The 16,744-nt window shown below is 67.5% G+C and carries 11 protein-coding genes; 7 read left to right on the top strand and 4 right to left on the bottom strand.

The window, feature by feature from the left end:
• Positions 1-12: 12 nt before the first annotated feature.
• Positions 13-768, bottom strand: a complete 756-nt coding sequence (gene ugpQ / locus AC1Q6P_RS18805; RefSeq protein WP_492665508.1) for a glycerophosphodiester phosphodiesterase — start codon at positions 766-768, stop codon at positions 13-15.
• Between the two features lie 347 nt (positions 769-1,115).
• Between ugpQ and AC1Q6P_RS18800 the strand changes: the two genes are divergently transcribed.
• A complete protein-coding gene (locus AC1Q6P_RS18800; protein ID WP_492665509.1) occupies positions 1,116-5,039 on the top strand; it encodes a DUF3683 domain-containing protein in 3,924 nt (1,307 codons plus the stop codon).
• A gap of 126 nt (positions 5,040-5,165) precedes the next feature.
• Here AC1Q6P_RS18800 and AC1Q6P_RS18795 read toward each other — a convergent pair whose 3' ends face one another.
• Positions 5,166-6,194 carry a Bug family tripartite tricarboxylate transporter substrate binding protein gene (locus AC1Q6P_RS18795; protein ID WP_171826860.1) on the bottom strand — a complete coding sequence of 343 codons (1,029 nt, stop codon included), beginning with the start codon at positions 6,192-6,194 and terminating at the stop codon, positions 5,166-5,168.
• 61 nt (positions 6,195-6,255) lie between these two features.
• Between AC1Q6P_RS18795 and AC1Q6P_RS18790 the strand changes: the two genes are divergently transcribed.
• Both AC1Q6P_RS18790 and AC1Q6P_RS18785 read left to right on the top strand, forming a co-directional pair.
• Positions 6,256-6,720 carry an HIT family protein gene (locus tag AC1Q6P_RS18790; RefSeq protein ID WP_492665510.1) on the top strand — a complete coding sequence of 155 codons (465 nt, stop codon included), beginning with the start codon at positions 6,256-6,258 and terminating at the stop codon, positions 6,718-6,720.
• 181 nt (positions 6,721-6,901) lie between these two features.
• Positions 6,902-8,134, top strand: a complete 1,233-nt coding sequence (locus AC1Q6P_RS18785) for a hypothetical protein (RefSeq protein ID WP_102766331.1) — start codon at positions 6,902-6,904, stop codon at positions 8,132-8,134.
• A 48-nt stretch (positions 8,135-8,182) separates the two neighbouring features.
• Here AC1Q6P_RS18785 and ocd read toward each other — a convergent pair whose 3' ends face one another.
• Positions 8,183-9,235: an ornithine cyclodeaminase gene (gene ocd, locus AC1Q6P_RS18780; protein ID WP_492665511.1), complete on the bottom strand. Its 1,053-nt coding sequence runs from the start codon at positions 9,233-9,235 to the stop codon at positions 8,183-8,185.
• A gap of 225 nt (positions 9,236-9,460) precedes the next feature.
• On the opposite strand from ocd, the gene AC1Q6P_RS18775 reads away from it, so the two are divergent.
• A complete protein-coding gene (locus AC1Q6P_RS18775; RefSeq protein ID WP_102766333.1) occupies positions 9,461-9,886 on the top strand; it encodes an Lrp/AsnC family transcriptional regulator in 426 nt (141 codons plus the stop codon).
• Positions 9,887-9,997: 111 nt separating this feature from the next.
• Complete coding sequence (locus AC1Q6P_RS18770) at positions 9,998-12,259, top strand: sensor domain-containing protein (RefSeq protein ID WP_492665512.1); 2,262 nt, start codon at positions 9,998-10,000, stop codon at positions 12,257-12,259.
• A 12-nt stretch (positions 12,260-12,271) separates the two neighbouring features.
• On the opposite strand, the gene AC1Q6P_RS18765 is transcribed toward AC1Q6P_RS18770, so the two are convergent.
• Positions 12,272-14,689, bottom strand: a complete 2,418-nt coding sequence (locus AC1Q6P_RS18765; RefSeq protein WP_492665513.1) for a penicillin acylase family protein — start codon at positions 14,687-14,689, stop codon at positions 12,272-12,274.
• 170 nt (positions 14,690-14,859) lie between these two features.
• Between AC1Q6P_RS18765 and AC1Q6P_RS18760 the strand changes: the two genes are divergently transcribed.
• Together AC1Q6P_RS18760 and AC1Q6P_RS18755 are read left to right on the top strand one after the other, a co-directional pair.
• Positions 14,860-15,855: a patatin-like phospholipase family protein gene (locus tag AC1Q6P_RS18760; RefSeq protein WP_492665514.1), complete on the top strand. Its 996-nt coding sequence runs from the start codon at positions 14,860-14,862 to the stop codon at positions 15,853-15,855.
• 85 nt (positions 15,856-15,940) lie between these two features.
• A complete protein-coding gene (locus AC1Q6P_RS18755) occupies positions 15,941-16,594 on the top strand; it encodes an LON peptidase substrate-binding domain-containing protein (protein ID WP_492665515.1) in 654 nt (217 codons plus the stop codon).
• Positions 16,595-16,744 lie beyond the last annotated feature (150 nt).

Raw genomic sequence — 16,744 nt, 5'->3', positions numbered from 1 at the left:
CTGCGCGCAGGCTCAGTGGTCTGGCGCGAAGCGATCCACCGCGTCGGTGATGATGCCGTCCACCCCGTTGGCCCGCAGCCAGGCCACGACCGATTCGTCGTTGGCGGTGTAGACCAGGGCCTTCATGCCGGCCGCGTGGATGGCTTGCACGCGCGCCGCGTCCATCAGGCGGTAATTGGTGATGACGGCCACGCAGCCCAGGCTTTGCGCCTCGTCAAGCCAGCTTTCGCGAGGGCTGTCGAGCAAGAGGCCGCGCGGCACCCCGGGGGCGGTCTCGCGGGCACCTTCCAGGGCGACCGGCTCGAAAGAGCTGAACAGAGGTAAGTGCGCCTCCACACCGCCCCAAAGCCGCAGCACTTCGCGGCCCACGACCTGGCCGGTTAGGCGCTCCTGGCCCGGCGTCGGCTTGAGTTCCAGATTGAGGCCAAAGCGGTTGGCTTGGACGAAGCGGGCCACGGCCTCCAGGCTGGCCAGAGGCTCGCCCGCGTAAGCGCGGCTGTGCCAGCTGCCGGCGTCCAGGCGGCTCAGCTCCGACCAGCTCTGCGCGCTGGCCAGGCCCGAGCCCGTGCTGGTGCGGCGCAGGCTGCTGTCGTGCAGCAGGAAGGGAACGCCGTCCAGGCTCAGCTTCACATCGCACTCAAAGGCCCGGTAGCCATGAGCGGCGCCGAGGCGGAAGGCGGCCAGGGTGTTCTCGGGCGCCAGCTTGCCGGCGCCGCGGTGGGCGATCCAGAAGGGCAGGGGCCAGGGTGTATTGGACGAAGTATTCATGGCTGCGGCCTTGGTCTAGGGCGGCGCCATATTAGCCCTGGAGAGGGCGCTCCAGATGCAAGGCCAATCGGCGCCAGAGGCCGGGGCAAATGCTGCGCTGCGGTACGATCACGGCCCGAGCGCGCAAGGCCCGGCCGCGCGATCCGCCGGCGGTTGCCGGTGTGGCGCAGGGCCGGCCCTGATAGGCCTGGGCCACAAGCCCGTTGATGCCCTGGGTCCGTTCGTTCCAGCCAATTCCCCAGCCTTGCGGCTGGGCTTTTCGGGCGCCAGAGCCCGGTGGGCCCGGCCGCAGCCAACCAAGGGTGTGTCGCCCGCACCTGGCCGCCATGAATGCACCGCATCCGTTGATGCTTGAAGATCCCGCTGCCCCGAACGCCGCTGCCGATGCGGCCCATGCAGCGTCTCCCCGCCTGCGCGAGATTCCCTACAACTACACCTCCTTCTCCGACCGCGAGATCGTCATCCGCCTGCTCGGCGAGCCCGCCTGGGCCCTGCTGGACAAGCTGCGCGAAGAGCGCCGCACCGGCCGCTCGGCCCGCATGCTTTACGAGGTGCTCGGTGACATCTGGGTGGTGCAGCGCAACCCCTATCTGCAAGACGATCTGCTGGACAACCCCAAGCGCCGCGGCCTCTTGATCGAAGCCTTGCAGCACCGCCTGAGCGAGGTGGAACGCCGCCGCGACCCCAGCACCGACCCCCAACGCGATGCCGATGTCGGCCAGCTGCTGAAGGCCGCGCAAGAGGCGGTGCGCCAGTTCGCCAGCCAGTTCGAGCAGGTGTCCGAGCTGCGCCGCCGCACCATCCGCCTGCTGGGCAAGACCACGGCGCGCGACAACATCAAGTTCGACGGCCTGGCCCGCGTCTCTCATGTCACCGACGCGACCGACTGGCGTGTCGAGTACCCCTTTGTCGTGCTGACCCCGGACAGCGAGGCCGAGATGGCCCTGCTGGTCAAGGGTTGTGTGGAACTGGGCCTGACCATCATTCCGCGGGGCGGCGGCACCGGCTACACCGGCGGCGCCGTGCCCCTGGTCTGGAACAGCGCGGTCATCAACACCGAAAAACTCGAAGGCCTGCGCGGAGTCGAGATGCTGCGTTTGCCCGGCCTGGACCGCGAAGTGGCCACGATCTGGAGCGAAGCCGGTGTGGTGACGCAGCGCGTGTCCGATCTGGCCGAGCAGCATGGTTTTGTGTTTGCGGTCGATCCGACCAGCGCCGAGGCCTCCTGCGTGGGCGGCAATATCGCCATGAACGCCGGCGGCAAGAAGGCCGTGCTCTGGGGCACGGCGCTCGACAACCTGGCCAGCTGGCGCATGGTCACGCCCGAGGCCAAATGGCTGGAGGTGACCCGCCTCAACCACAATATGGGCAAGATCCATGATGTGGAGACGGCCAGCTTCGAGCTGCGCTATTTCGACGCCAGCGGCAAGAAGCTGGAGCGGACCGAGCGGCTCGACATCCCGGGCCGTACCTTCCGCAAGGAAGGCCTGGGCAAGGACGTCACCGACAAATTCCTGGCCGGCCTGCCGGGCATCCAGAAAGAGGGCTGCGACGGCCTGATCACCAGCGCCCGCTGGGTGGTGCACAAGATGCCGGCCCATGTGCGCACGGTCTGCCTCGAGTTCTTCGGCAACCCCAAGGACTGCGTGCCGGCCATCGTCGACATCAAGGACTTCATGTTTGCCGAGGCGAAGCGCCCTGGCGGCGCGGTGCTGGCGGGTCTGGAGCATCTGGACGACCGCTACCTCAAGGCCGTGGGTTACTCGACCAAGAGCAAGCGCGCCCATCTGGCCGGCGCGTCCTCCAACGGCCTGCCCAAGATGGTGCTGGTCGGGGACATCGTCGGTGAGGATGCCGATGCCGTGGCCCGCGCCACCTCCGAGGTGGTGCGCCTGGCCAATGGCCGCAACGGCGAAGGCTTTGTCGCCATCAGCGCCGACGCGCGCAAGAAGTTCTGGCTGGACCGCAAGCGCACGGCCGCCATCTCCAAGCACACCAATGCCTTCAAGGTGAACGAGGATGTGGTGATCCCGCTGCCGCGCATGGGCGAGTACACCCTGGGCATCGAGCGCATCAACATCGAGCTGTCCCTGCGCAACAAGCTGGCCCTGGTCGGCGCGCTGCAGCAGCTGTTCAGCACCGCCAAGCTGCCCCTGGGCAAGAGCGACGACGCTGGCGAGATCCCCAGTGCCGAGCTGCTGGGCGACCGCGTGCAGCAGGCCCTGGCCCTGCTGGCCGAGGTGGGGGCGCAGTGGCAGCGCTGGAAGGATGAGCTGGACCTGCCCCGCCCCGAGGAAGGCGGCAGTTACTTCGACCAGCTGCAGGACCACAGCCTGCGCGCCTCCTGGAAGACCCAGATCTTTAAGCCCCTGCAAGCCATCTTCAGCGGCGCGGCGTTCGCGCAGATCCTGGAGGAGTGCAAGCGCATCCACCAGGAGGTGCTGCGCGGCCGGGTCTGGGTGGCCTTGCACATGCATGCCGGCGACGGCAATGTGCACACCAACATCCCCGTCAACTCCGACAACTACGAGATGCTGCAGACGGCGCATGAAGCGGTGGGCCGCATCATGAAGCTGGCGCGCAGCCTGGACGGCGTGATCTCGGGCGAGCACGGCATCGGCATCACCAAGCTGGAGTTCCTCAGCGATGAGGAGCTGGCCGATTTTGCCGACTACAAGCTGCGCGTCGACCCCGAAGGCCGCTTCAACAAGGGCAAGCTGCTGCGCCCCAAGGCCTCTACCCACGGCACCTTTGCCGACCTGACCAATGCCTACACGCCCAGCTTCGGCCTGATGGGGCATGAGTCGCTGATCATGCAGCAGAGCGATATCGGCGCCATCAGCGACAGCATCAAGGACTGCCTGCGCTGCGGCAAGTGCAAGCCGGTTTGCGCCACCCATGTTCCGCGCGCCAATCTGCTCTATTCACCGCGCAACAAGATCCTGGCCACTTCCTTGCTGGTCGAGGCTTTCTTGTACGAGGAGCAGACCCGCCGTGGCATCTCGATCAAGCATTGGGAAGAGTTCGAGGATGTGGCCGACCACTGCACGGTCTGCCACAAATGCGCCAACCCCTGCCCGGTCAAGATCGACTTCGGCGATGTGACCATGAATATGCGCAATCTCTTGCGCAAGATGGGTCAGAAGAGCTTCCGCCCCGGCAATGCCGCGGCCATGTTCATGCTCAACGCCACCAACCCCGAGACTATCAAGATGGCCCGGGCGGCCATGGTGGGCGTGGGCTTCAAGGCCCAGCGTCTGGCGCATGATGTGCTGAAGACCTTTGCCAAGAAGCAGACCGAGGCCCCGCGCGCCACCCTGGGCCCGGCGCCGATCAAGGAACAGGTCATCCACTTCATCAACAAGAAGCTGCCCGGCGGCCTGCCCAAGAAGACGGCGCGGGCCCTGCTGGACATCGAGGACAAGGACTACGTGCCCATCATCCGCAACCCGGCCGCCACCACGGCCGAGACGGAAGCCGTGTTCTATTTCCCCGGCTGCGGCTCCGAGCGCCTGTTCAGCCAGGTGGGCCTGGCCACCCAGGCCATGCTCTGGCACGCCGGCGTGCAGACCGTGCTGCCACCGGGTTATCTGTGCTGCGGTTATCCGCAGCGCGGCTCGGGCCAGTTCGACAAGGCAGAGAAGATGATCACCGACAACCGGGTGCTCTTCCACCGCGTGGCCAACACCTTGAACTACCTGGACATCAAGACCGTGGTGGTTTCTTGTGGCACCTGCTACGACCAGCTGCAGGGCTACAAGTTCGAGGAGATCTTCCCCGGCTGCCGCATCATCGACATCCACGAGTACCTGCTGGAAAAAGGCATCACGCTGGGCAGCGACAAGAGCTACCTCTACCACGACCCCTGCCACACTCCCATGAAGCTGCAGGAGCCGATGAAGACGGTCAAGGCCCTGGTCGGTGACAACGTGGTCGAGAGCAAGCGCTGCTGCGGCGAAAGCGGCACCCTGGGCGTGACCCGGCCGGACATCTCGACGCAGATCCGCTTCCGCAAGGAAGAAGAGCTGCGCAAGACCGAGACCCAGCTGCGCGAGAGCGGCAAGGTCGCGGCCGCCGAGAACCTGAAGATCCTGACCAGCTGCCCGAGCTGCCTGCAAGGCCTGTCGCGCTACGGTGGCGACCTGCAGAACGGCCTGCTGGAGGCCGACTACATCGTCGTCGAAATGGCCCTCCAGATCCTCGGCGAAGACTGGATGCCGCAATATGTGGCTCAGGCCAATAACGGCGGCATTGAGCGGGTTCTTGTTTGAAGGGGAACAGGGGAACAGGTGAACAGGTGAACAGGTGAACAGGTGAACAGGTGAACAGGTGAATGGTTCACCCGGCGCGCAGCGCCGTTCACCTGTTCACGCGTTCACTCCGATTCGTTCGCTCACTCACTCCGCCGACAACTTCCGCTCGCGGATCAGCCGGTGCCAGGTCTGAGTCTCTTGCTGCACGAATCGGCCCAGGCTGGCCGCGTCGCTGGGCGTCACTTCAAGGCCGAACTCCTCCAGCCTTGCTTTCACCTCAGGCATTTGCAGTGTCCGATTCAGCTCGGAACTGAGGCGTGCGGTCACGGCCTCGGGCGTGCCCCGAGGCAGGAACAGGCCTTGCCAGGCTGAGACATCCACGCCTTTGAGCCCCAACTCGTCGAAGGTAGGGACATCGGGCAACTGCGCCACGCGCTTGCCGCTGAGCACGGCCAGGGCGCGCAGCTTGCCGCTGCGGATTTGCGGCAGGCCCGCGGCGGTGTCGAGGATGGCCATGGGCACCACGCCGGCCAGCAGGTCCTGCACCGCATTGGCCGTGCCGCGGTAAGGCACATGGACGATGAAGCTGCCGCTGCGTTCCTTGAGCATCTCCATGGCCAGGTGGTGCGGACTGCCCACGCCGGGCGAAGCGTAGCTGAACTTGCCCGGGTTCTTCTTCATATCGGACAGCCATTGGCCCACACTGCTGAAGCCGGCCTGCGGGTTGACCACCAGCAGCAGGGGGAAGCGGGCCATCAGACCGACCGCCTGGAAATCGCTGGCTGTGTAGGGCAGCTTTTTGTACATGGCGCTGTTGAAGACCATGGCGCCGTTGTCGCCGCTGAGCCAGGTGTAGCCGTCGGCCGACGATTTGGCGGCCGCATCCGTGCCGATGCTGCCGCCGGCGCCGGGCCGGTTGTCGATGACGATTTGCTGGCCCAGCTGCTTGCTCAGCTGCGGCGCCAGCTGACGGGCCAGAAAATCCGAGCCGCCGCCGGCTGGGTAGGCCACGATCCATTTGATCGGGTGGGCGGGCCAGTTGCTGGCATTGCCGTTTTGCGCCCAAGCGCTGCTGCCGCTTGTGCCCAGCAGGGTCAGGCCGGTCAAGGCGACCAGGGCGTGGGTCCAGCGGCGCCGTTGTTCTTGTGGGCCGCCATGGTTCTTCTTCCTCATCGGGCTCTCCTCAGGTGCATTGCTACAGTCGGCGCATCTTAGTCAGCCCAGGCTTGTCGATATGTCTGCCTCTCTCAGTGATTGCCCTTTGTGCCGTGATGCGCTGCTCACCGCGCCCGAGCCGGGTGTGGAGCTGCTGCTGCAGCGGCCGCGCTACCGCGTGGTGCGGGTGCAGGATGCGGATTTCCCGGCCTTCTACCGCGTGATCTGGCAAGCCCATGTGGCCGAGTTCAGCGATCTGGCCGCGGCGGATCGTCTGGTCTGCATGGAGGCGGTCACGGCGGTCGAACAGGCTTTGCGCCGCCAGCTGCAGCCCACCAAGGTCAATCTGGCCACCCTGGGCAATGTGGTGCCGCATCTGCACTGGCATGTGATCGCGCGCTTCGATTGGGACACGCATTTCCCCGCGCCCATCTGGGCGGCCGCTCAGCGCGGCGCCGATGCCGAGCGCTTGGCGGCCTTGCACCAGGTGCTGCCGGCTCTGGATGCTGCTGTGCTGCAAGCCTTGGAGTCAGTGCCCGGTTGATGATGCGAACGCCCCGCCGTGCCTCGTTCCATCGCGCCACCCCTGCAAATGTCGCCTGAAATCAGCCGTTCTGCCTAGCCCCTGAATGCCCCCATGGGGTAGGTTCATGCCCGGCCTAAACTCGGTAAAAACTCACAAAAACAACGGGTGGGCGGGCGAGACAAGAACGGTTGGGTCTGCCATGGCAGTGAATGTGGATGTGCCCGGCGCGCCGGATGGGCGTGGCGCGCTGGACGAGGGGTCCTTGACGCAGGCCGAGGCCTTGGTGGCCGCCGAGGCTTTTGATGCCGCGCTGCAGCACACACGGGCGATGCTGGAGCGCTTGCGTGGCCGCGAAGCCGAGCCAGCGGTGGCCGAGTTGGCCCGCCGCATCTACCAGCTGCGCGGCGATTGCCTGACACGGCTGGACCGTTTTCCCGAGTTGCTGGCCGATTGCGCGGCCCGCATGGACCTGCTCTCGGTCGACCAGGCCTCGGCGCAGCGCGCCGAGCTGATGATCAAGATGTCGTTTGCGCATGCCAATCTGGCCATGCCCGAGCAGGCCTTGCGCTCGGCCCATGTGGCCTTGCAGGACGCCCTGAACCTGGGCCAGCGCCTGCTGTCGGCCCAGGCTCTGGAGCGTCTGGCCATGGCTTACCTGTCCATGGGTGACGGCGTGGCCGCCGAGCGGTTCATGTTCGAGGCGCTGGAGCACAGCGATGCCAGCAGCCCGCCGCAAGAGCGCCTGCGCCGGGTCTCCAACACCGTGCATCTGCTGTGCACGCTGCACGATGCCTACCTCGATATGGGCCTGGCCTATCTGGGGGAATCGGTGCTGGCCCGGGCTCAGGGCTTGCCGGCCAAGGCCGAGGCGCTGCTTCCCACCGTGCCGGGGCGCTACCTGGCCTGCATGTGGCAGGCCAACCAGGCGCGCTGGCTGCGGCGCAGCGGCCAGCTGGAGCCCGCAAGGCGTTGTTTCGAGGCCTGTCTGAGCCAGGCGCAGACCGAGGGCTGGCATGCGGTCAGCCGCCCGGTGCAGCTGGAGCTGGCGCTGATGGCCGAGCAGGAGGGCGATCTGAACACCGCGCTGGGTCTGCTGCGCGCGCTGTTCGAGCCTGAGAGCCTGCGTGTGCGCGATGTGGTGGCGTTGCCCGCCTATCGCGTGCTTGAGCGGATCTGCAGGATCTTGGGCCATGGGGCTGAAGCCGAGCAAGCGGCCGAGCGCCGGCGTGCTCGACAGGCGGCGCGTCATCAGGCGGTGTTGGAGGCGGCCGCGCACAACCACCACCACGGTCAACTCATCCTGTCCACCCTGGCGGCGGCCGAGCGCCAGCGGGTCGATGCCGAAATTCAGCGCCTGCGCAGCCAGCATGCGGCTGGTGCTGTGCTCCGTATGCCGGACCAGGAAGACTGGTTCCGGTTGGACTTGCCCTGACCCTGACCCTGGTTTGAACCCGGATCGAGTTCGCCCGGGAGCCCGCGCTCAGGCTGCCGCTTGCGCCAGGGCCGCTGCCGGTTGGCTCAGGCCCAGCTGGCCGAACAAGTCCTTGGGGTCGGCCATCTGCGGGATCAGGCTCACGTCCTGGCCCAGGCCCAGCTCGCGGGCCAGGTCGCGCAGCAGGCGCAGCATGGAGTAGTCCTCCAGCGCAAAGCCCACCGAGTCGAAGAAGGTGATTTCCTGCTCGCTGGTGCGGCCCGTGCTCAGGCCCTTGAGCACGCGCCAGAACTCGGTCACCGGGAAATCGGCCGGCATCTGCTGCACATCGCCTTCGATGCGCGATTGCGGTTCGAACTCGACGAAGACCGAGGCTATCTCCAGGACGCCGCGGTGCATCTCGGTCTTGCCGGGGCAGTCGCCACCGACGCCGTTGATGTGCATGCCGGGCTCGATCATCTCGGGCGTCAGGATGGTGGCATTGGTCTTGTCGGCCGTCACGGTGGTGACGATGTCGGCGCCGCGCACGGCCTCGGCCGTGCTCTTGCAGGCGATCAGGCGCAAGCCGGGCAGGGCGCTCAGATGGCGCTGCAGCTTGGCGGTGGCAGCCGGGTCGATGTCGAACAGGCGGATTTCATTGATGCCCAGCAGGTGGTGGAAGGCCAGGGCCTGGAACTCGCTCTGTGCGCCGTTGCCGATCAAGGCCATGCTGCGGGCGTTCTTGCGGGCCAGTTGCTTGGCGGCCATCACCGAGGTGGCGGCGGTGCGGATGGCGGTGCTCAGGGTCAGCTCGCTGAGCAGCTCGGGCCGGCCGGTGGCCACATCGGCCAGCAGGCCCACGGCCATGACCGTGGGCAGGCCGGCGCGGGTGTTCTTGGGGTGGCCGTTGACGTACTTGAAGCTGTAAAGGCTGGCGTCGGCAATCGGCATCAGCTCGATCACGCCATCGGGCGAGTGGCTGGCCACGCGGGCGCATTTGTCAAACTCGTTCCAGCGCAGGTAATCGGCTTCGAGATAGCCCACCATGCGCTTGAACAACTCGGCCATGCCGAGGGTTTGGGCCATTCGGGCGACGTCTTGTGTGTTCAGCAAAGTGGTCATGGGAGGTCTCCGTTGTTCTGTTGAGATGGATTCTTCCCAAGCTCGCTGCTAGCGAGAAGAGCAAGAACTGATCAAAAAGTGATGGGTTTCTGTCATTTCGATAGACATAATTGGCGAAATGGCAATTGAGCGAGGTCAAGGTGCGGGAGGCTGTGCGCTTTCCGCCCCTGTTTCCTGCGTTCTTGCGCCACCGATGGTGAGGCTGAAAACCCGAGATTTCCTGTGATGGACACCCTGGATCAACAACTGCTGGCGCTGCTGCGCCTCGACGCCCGCGCCACCGTGGCCACCCTGGCCGCCAAGCTCAAGGTCTCGCGCGGCACCGTGACCAACCGCATCGCCAAGCTGGAGGATGCCGGCGTCATCGTCGGCTACACGGTGCGCCTGCGGCCCGATGTCACGCCCAACGAGATTTGCGCCTGGATGAGCATCGCCGTGGAGGGCAACAAAACCCGCGAGGTGATCAGCATCCTGCTGGGCGAGCCCGGCGTGGCTGGCCTCTTCGACACCAATGGCCGCTGGGATCTGCTGGCCGAGCTGCGCGCCGCCACCCTGGCCGAGCTGGCCGATGTGCTGGAGCGGGTGCGCCTGATCAAGGGCATCGGCGCCACCGAAACAAGCATTCATTTGCAGACCTACAAAGCGGCCTGAATCCCGGGCGGCCATGTACATTCACAGCTGGCCCCGGGCTGTGGAGTTCGGCACTTGGGGCTCTGGGCGACACCTGGCGCCCGGCATCGGCTTGCAGCGTACAGCCTCACGATGAGCGAAGACTTGTTGCCCACAGATCCCGCGCCGAGTTCCGACGTCAACCGCCAGCTCGAGCTGGCCTTGCGCGAGCGCGACATCATTCTGGGCAGCGCCGGCCTGGGCATCGTCTACGTGCGGCAGCGCGTCATCCTGCGCTGCAATGGCCGCTATGCCGAGATCTTTGGCTATGCCGATGCCAGCGAACCGCTGGGCCGCAGCAGCGTGGAGCTCTACCCCGATGAGCCGGCCTTCAAGCAGCTGGGTGCCGAGGCCTACCCGGTGATGGCCTCGGGCCAGCGCTACAGGACCGAGCGCCTGATGCGGCGCCGCAATGGCGAGCTGTTCTGGGCCAGCATGACGGGCCGATTGATTGCGCCCGACGACCCGGCGCAGGGTTCGATCTGGATCGTCGACGACATCACCGAGCAGCGCCAGGCCCAGGATGCCCTGGCCGCGGTGACGGCCGAGCTGCAGCTGATCCTGGAGCATTCCATGGTCGGCATCGTCTTCTTGCGCGACCGCCGTGTGACGCGTTGCAATCGCAGCTTCGAGATCTTGTTCGGCTACGAGCCGGGCGAGCTCAACGGCAGCTCCTCGCGCCAGTGGTACCTCAGCGATGCCGATTGGGAGGCTGCCGGCCAGCGCTGCTACGAGCCCTTCAAGCAGGGCCGTGCGTTCGAGGGCGAGATGCTGCTGCGCAAGAAGGACGGCACGCCGGTGCACTGCGAGGTGCGCAGCAAGGCCATTGACGTCAGCGACCTCTCGCGCGGCTCGATCTGGATCACCATGGACATCAGCGCGCGCAAGAACGCCGAGGGTGCCCTGGTGCAGGCCAAGGACGAGCTCGAACACCTGATCAAGAAACGCACGCGCCAGCTGCAGCAGACCGTGCTGGCCATGGAGCAAAAGGTGCTGGAGCAGCAGCGCGCCGAGGCCCACATCCAGCGCCTGGCCCATTTCGACGCGCTGACCGGCTTGCCCAACCGCGTGCTGCTGGCCGAGCGCTGCCACCAGGCCATCGAGATCGCACGCCGCCATGGCGAGAGCCTGGCCCTGGTTTTTCTTGATCTCGACCATTTCAAGAACGTCAACGACTCGCTCGGTCACCGCTTCGGCGATGAGCTGCTCAAGACCCTGGCGCGCCGCCTCAAGACCGCCGTGCGCGAGCAGGACACGGTATCGCGCCTGGGTGGCGATGAGTTCATCCTGGTGCTGCCCGGCACCGACAACACCGGCGCCGGCCATGTGGCCGAGAAGGTCATGGAGCTGGCCGCCCAGCCCTTCCAGATCGAGCAGCACGAACTCAATGTCACGCCCTCGATCGGCATCGCCATGTACCCCTCGGACGGCAGCGATTTCGATGCCCTGTGCCGCAGCGCCGACATCGCCATGTACCGCGCCAAGCAGGACGGCCGCAACAGCTTCCGCTTCTTCACCAGCCTGATGCAGGCCGAGGCCCGGCGTGGCCTGCAGCTGGAGAACTCATTGCGCCGCGCGCTCGAGCGCGACCAGCTCAGCCTGGTCTACCAGCCGCAGGTGTCCCTGGTCAGCGGCCAGGTGATCGGCGCCGAGGCCTTGCTGCGCTGGCGCCACCCGGAGCTGGGCGAGGTCTCGCCGGCCGAGTTCATCCCGGTGGCCGAATCGACCGGCCTGATCGTGCCGATTGGCGAATGGGTGATGCGCACGGCCGTGCAGCAGCTCAAGGCCTGGATGGCGCAGGGCATGGCGCCTCTGGTGATGTCGGTGAATCTGTCCTCGGTGCAGTTCCGCCACAACGACCTGCCGGGTCAGATCAGCCGCATCCTCGATGAAGTCGCCCTGCCGGCCGAGCTGCTGGAGCTGGAGCTGACCGAGGGCGTGGCCATGCGCGACCCGCAGGGCGCCATCGCGGTGATGAACGATTTGCACCGCCGCGGCATACGACTGTCCATCGACGATTTCGGCACTGGCTACTCCTCGCTCAGCTATCTCAAGAAGTTCCGGGTCTACAAGCTCAAGGTGGACCAGAGCTTTGTGCGCGACCTGGGCGATGACCCGGAAGACCGCGCCATCGTCAGCGCCATCATCAGCATGGCCCACAGCCTGGGCCTGCAGACCATTGCCGAAGGGGTCGAGACCCTGGAGCAGATGCAGTTCCTGCGCAGCCAGGGCTGCAAGGAGGTGCAGGGCTATCTGTTCAGCCGGCCGCTGCGCGCCGAGGAGTTCCCGGCCTTTGTGGCTGCCGGCACCCGCGTGCTCGATGAGCACGCGGAGCTGTGGCATTACGCGATCTGAGCTGGTGCCACTTCAGGGCCGCGCTTCCAGCTGATGCTTGGCCGGCCCGGCCAGCAGCGGCGTGGGCCGCCCGCGCATGAAATCGGCATGGCCGGCGCCGTAGTAGGGCGAGAGCGGGTGGCCGCTCTGGCCCCCCGGCATCGACAGCAGGCCCTGGGCCTCATGGCCGGGCGCGACCACCAGGCGCTGCGACTGGCCGTGGCGCTGCTGCATGACCTGGGGCAGATTGCCGTCGCCGTCCATGCCCTCGACCGGCATGTCCAGCCAGCGGCTCAGGGCCGGAATCGCGCGTGAGAGCACATGCTGGATGCGCGCCGGATTGGCCTCGCCCCAGGTCGCCTCGGCCAGGGGGCGGCGTTGCTTGCCGCCGCCCTGGCTCATCTCGGCCATCGCCGCGTCGATCTGGCTCAGCTCGAAGGCCTCCCAGCTGCTGAAGCCCGGCGGCAGAAGATGGGCCGGGCGCAGCTCCAGGGCCTGCACCGCGCTGTACTCGAAGTTCTTTTTCCAGCCGATGCGGGTCTTCTCGTCGCCTTGCAGTTCGTCGCCCAAGTCCTTGCCCAGCGCGGCGCGGCTCCAGGCGTCCCAGAGGGCGTCCAGGCAGCGCAGGCGCACGCTGCGCGCCAGGCGGTAGCCGGCCTGGTCGGCGGCGGCCTGACCGTTCCATTGCTGGAGCAGGCGCAAGGCCTCGGCCTGGGCGGCGGTGGGCGCGGGGCTGGCGGCCAGGCGGGCCTCGGCACGGCGCGCCCAGCTCTTGATGAAGCGCGCCTCATGGTCCAGCTGGATGGCGGCCAGGCTGGCTTCGTCATGGCGCGGCCTTTCGCTCAGGCGATCCCGCACCTGCTGTGCACGGGCGCCGAGGTCAAAGCCGCCATCGCCGATCAGCTCGCCCCAGGCGCCGGCGGCCTGGCGGTTGTTGGCCGTCCAGAGCTGGCCCTGGCTGGGGTTCTTGATCACCGGGTAGTCGGCCGGCGCCAGCCAGCCCCGGGCCGGGCTGTCCAGGCTCTGGAATCTGGCATAACGTTCACCCAGGCCGGAGCCGCTCCAGAGGCGGCCGGCCACGGTCCAGGCGATCTGGCCCTGGCGGTCGGCCACCAGCAGGTTCTGGTGCGGCAGGCCGGCACGCTGGGCCAGGGCGAGCACCTCGTCCACGTTGCGCGCCTGCAGGAACTGATCCAGACCCAGGTTGTAGGCCTCGCCCTGGTGCGCCGCCCAGCGCAGGGCATAACGCTGGCCTTGCAGGGTCTTGGCGATGGGGGCGCCGTCCACCTCTTGCACGCGGAAGGCGCGCGCGAGCTCGCCCTTGACCTCGATGCGCTCGTTGAACACGCGCAGGCGCTCGGCCGGAATTTCGGCCGGCAGCGCAATCCAGTCGAACCACTGGCCGTAGGCATTGGTGAAGCCCCAGGCCACATGGCTGTTGCTGCCCACCACCAGGCTGGGCACGCCGGGCAGGCTCAGGCCGGCGGCGCGCAGCGCGCCCTCGCCACGGCCCAGCTGCAGCTGGGTGCGGTACCAGATGCTGGGCACCGAGAGGCTCAGGTGCATGTCATCGGCCAGGATGGCGCGGCCGTCTGCCGTGCGGCTGCCGGCCACGGCCCAGTTGTTGCTGCCGACCGGGGCTTCATCGAGCGATGTCGCGCGGGCCAGCGCTTCCGGCTTGTGGGCCGATTTCTGCAGATTGAGCAGCTCTGGGCCGGGCAGGGGCAGGGGCGGCAGCTGGCTGCCGTCGAGGGCGGCGTCCCAGCGGCCACCGCGCGGGTGCAGCCAGTCGAACAGGGTGTCGCCGGCTTTCTCGCGCAGCAGGGCGCGCTCAAAGCCGCCCTGGATGCCCCCGCTTTGCAGCATGGTGAACATCTCGCCGATCACCAGCAGGGAGTCGACCGGCGTCCAGTCTTGCGGCTCGGCGCGCAGCAGCAGGTACTGCCAGGGCCGCACGCGCAGGGCGGCCAGGCCGGCATTGACGCCGCTGGCATAGGCCTGCAGCAGGGTGCGATCGGCCTCGCTCATGCCGGCCAGGCGCTCACTCAGGCGGGCGCGCAGGCGGTGCAGGCGGCGCTCCTGGTCGCGCTCCACGGCCTTGGGGCCGAACAGGGCGGCCAGTTCGCCGGCGGCCGAGCGGCGGCTCAGGTCCATCTCGAAAAAGCGCTCCTGGGCATGAACAAAACCCAGGCCGCGCGCCAGGTCCAGGCGGTTCTCGCCCTGCAGCACGGCCGTGCCCAGGCTGTCACGCGCCACGCTCAGCGGCGCGCTCAAACCGGGCAGCTGGATGCGGCCATCCAGCTGCGGCAGGCTGGCGCGCAGCAGGGCCCAGAGCGTCATGGCCAGCAGCCCGGCGATCAGCAGCAGGCCGAGCAGGCTGCGGCGCAGCCAGCGGCGCCAGCGCGGCGCGGCGGGACGGGAAGGCAGGGTCGGGGTGGCAGACAAGCTCATGGTGAAAGGACAGCGTCGGTACAGCAAGAGGAGAGACGAAACGGCCCGAGCAAGAAAACACCGGGCCGGGGCGCGATTGTGGCCGCGCCGGGTGAGGCCGGCCTTCGGGGTTTTGCAGGGTGTCGGGGCACAAGGGCGGCGCCAGCGGGCGCCCTCCTAGAATCCGCGCCATGTCTGCGATCTTCTCCAAGTTTTCCTCCTTGTTCCCCACGCTGCGCGCTGCGGCGCCAGCCCGCCTCGGTGCCGCTCTGCTGGTCCTGACGCTGGCCGCCTGCTCGCATGTGCCCTTGATCGGCTCTGGCCCGGCTCCGGCGCCCAGCAGCCCCAGCACGCCGGCGCCGGCCGATCCGGTGGCGCCCGTGGTGGTGCCGGTCGTGAAGGCGCCGCCCGTGCCGCCCAAGATCGGCTTGGCCCTGGGCGGCGGCGCGGCGCGTGGCTTTGCCCACATCGGCGTGATTCAGGTGCTGGAGGAAAACGGCATCAAGGTCGATCTGGTGGCCGGCACCTCGGCCGGCAGCCTGGTGGCGGCGCTGTACGCCTCGGGCATGAGCGGGCGCGAGCTGGCCACGCTGGCCGAGACCATGGACGAAGGCGCCATCACCGACTGGGCCTTCCCGACCCGCGGCCTGATCCGCGGCGAGGCCCTGGCCAAGTATGTGCGAGAGAAAACCGGCGGCAAGAACATCGAGCAGATGCGCATCCCCCTGGGCGTGGTGGCCACCGATTTGTCGGACGGCTCCGGCTCGCTGTTCCGCCGCGGCGACACCGGCGTGGCGGTGCGGGCCTCCAGCTCGGTGCCGGCGGTGTTCCAGCCGGTGCGCATTGGCAACCGAGACTACGTCGACGGCGGCCTAGTCGCCCCGGTGCCGGTGCGCTATGCGCGCCAGATGGGGGCCGAGCTGGTGATCGCGGTGGACATCTCCTCGCCGCCGGAAGAAAAACCCGGCACTGGCGCCATCCCCATGCTGATGCAGACTTTTTCCATCATGGGCCGCAGCATCAACAACTTCGAGCTGCGCGAGGCCGATGTGCTGGTGCGGCCCAAGCTCGATGGTGTGGGCAGCGCGGACTTTGGCGCGCGGCGCCGCTCCATCCAGGCCGGCCGCGAGGCGGCACAGGCCGCCTTGTCGCAGTTGCGTGCGCGCATCGCTGAAAAGACCCGTTAGGCCTCAAGACAGCCCCAGGCCGGAGTGGGGCGCTCAGTCTCGGCTAGGCTAGGGGCCTCGCCTTCCGGCATCTGGTGCATCGCCCGTGACCCAACCCGATTCCGCCACGCCCTTGTTCCCGCTGCAGTCGGTGCTCTTTCCCGAGGGCTATTTGCAGCTGCAGATCTTTGAGCCGCGCTATCTGGACATGGTGCAGCGCTGCTGGCGCGAGGGCCGGCCCTTCGGTGTGCTCAGCCTGATCGAAGGCGGCGAGGTGCGCCGCCGCGATCCGTCGCGAGGCGAGGCCTTTGTGCAGGAGCGGTTTCAGAGCGTGGGCACCCTGGCCCGCATTGAGCATTGCGAAACGCTGCAAGCCGGCTTGATGCGCATCCGCTGCCGTGGCGGCCAGCGCTTTCGCCTGCTGTCCAGCGAATGCCTGCCCGGCGGCCTGTGGGTGGGGCAGATCGAGCCCTTGGCCGAGGACGCGGCCGTGCCCGTGCCCACCGACCTGAAGGTCACTTCCACCCTCCTGCAAAGCCTGCTGCACAGCCTGGAGCAAGGCGCTGCCGCGGTGGATGTGCCGGTGCAGCCCCCTTACCGCTGGGACGACAGCGGCTGGCTGGCCAACCGCTGGTGCGAGCTGCTGCCCCTGCCCCCCGAGGAGCGTCAGCGCCTGATGCAACTCGACAACCCCTTGTTGCGCCTGGAGCTGGTGGCCGATCAGCTCGATCAGCCGGGGGTGTTGGCGGGGCGGGCTTGAGCTTTCGCCCCTCACTTGCCTTGCTGTGTTCGGAGCGGCTTTTGGGGTGCAAGGTGAGGCCCTGCAGCCCGCTCCGCCGCCGGGCTCATGGTTCCGGGGTCGGCCCTGCCGGGCCGACTTCCCTGCGCTGCTCGCGCCTCGGGGCTGGCG

This window comes from Roseateles sp. GW835-FHT13E02, from assembly GCF_058794035.1.
This window is presented reverse-complemented; position numbering and strand designations above follow the sequence as displayed.

Excerpts from the sequence above, each read along its gene's own strand:
- AC1Q6P_RS18765 (WP_492665513.1), bottom strand. The coding sequence starts at position 14,689 with ATGAGCTTGTCTGCCACCCCGACCCTGCCTTCCCGTCCCGCCGCGCCG.
- AC1Q6P_RS18795 (WP_171826860.1), bottom strand. The coding sequence starts at position 6,194 with ATGAGGAAGAAGAACCATGGCGGCCCACAAGAACAACGGCGCCGCTGG.
- AC1Q6P_RS18760 (WP_492665514.1), top strand. The coding sequence starts at position 14,860 with ATGTCTGCGATCTTCTCCAAGTTTTCCTCCTTGTTCCCCACGCTGCGC.
- ugpQ (WP_492665508.1), bottom strand. The coding sequence starts at position 768 with ATGAATACTTCGTCCAATACACCCTGGCCCCTGCCCTTCTGGATCGCC.
- ocd (WP_492665511.1), bottom strand. The coding sequence starts at position 9,235 with ATGACCACTTTGCTGAACACACAAGACGTCGCCCGAATGGCCCAAACC.
- AC1Q6P_RS18770 (WP_492665512.1), top strand. The coding sequence starts at position 9,998 with ATGAGCGAAGACTTGTTGCCCACAGATCCCGCGCCGAGTTCCGACGTC.
- AC1Q6P_RS18800 (WP_492665509.1), top strand. The coding sequence starts at position 1,116 with ATGCTTGAAGATCCCGCTGCCCCGAACGCCGCTGCCGATGCGGCCCAT.
- AC1Q6P_RS18790 (WP_492665510.1), top strand. The coding sequence starts at position 6,256 with ATGTCTGCCTCTCTCAGTGATTGCCCTTTGTGCCGTGATGCGCTGCTC.
- AC1Q6P_RS18775 (WP_102766333.1), top strand. The coding sequence starts at position 9,461 with ATGGACACCCTGGATCAACAACTGCTGGCGCTGCTGCGCCTCGACGCC.
- AC1Q6P_RS18785 (WP_102766331.1), top strand. The coding sequence starts at position 6,902 with ATGGCAGTGAATGTGGATGTGCCCGGCGCGCCGGATGGGCGTGGCGCG.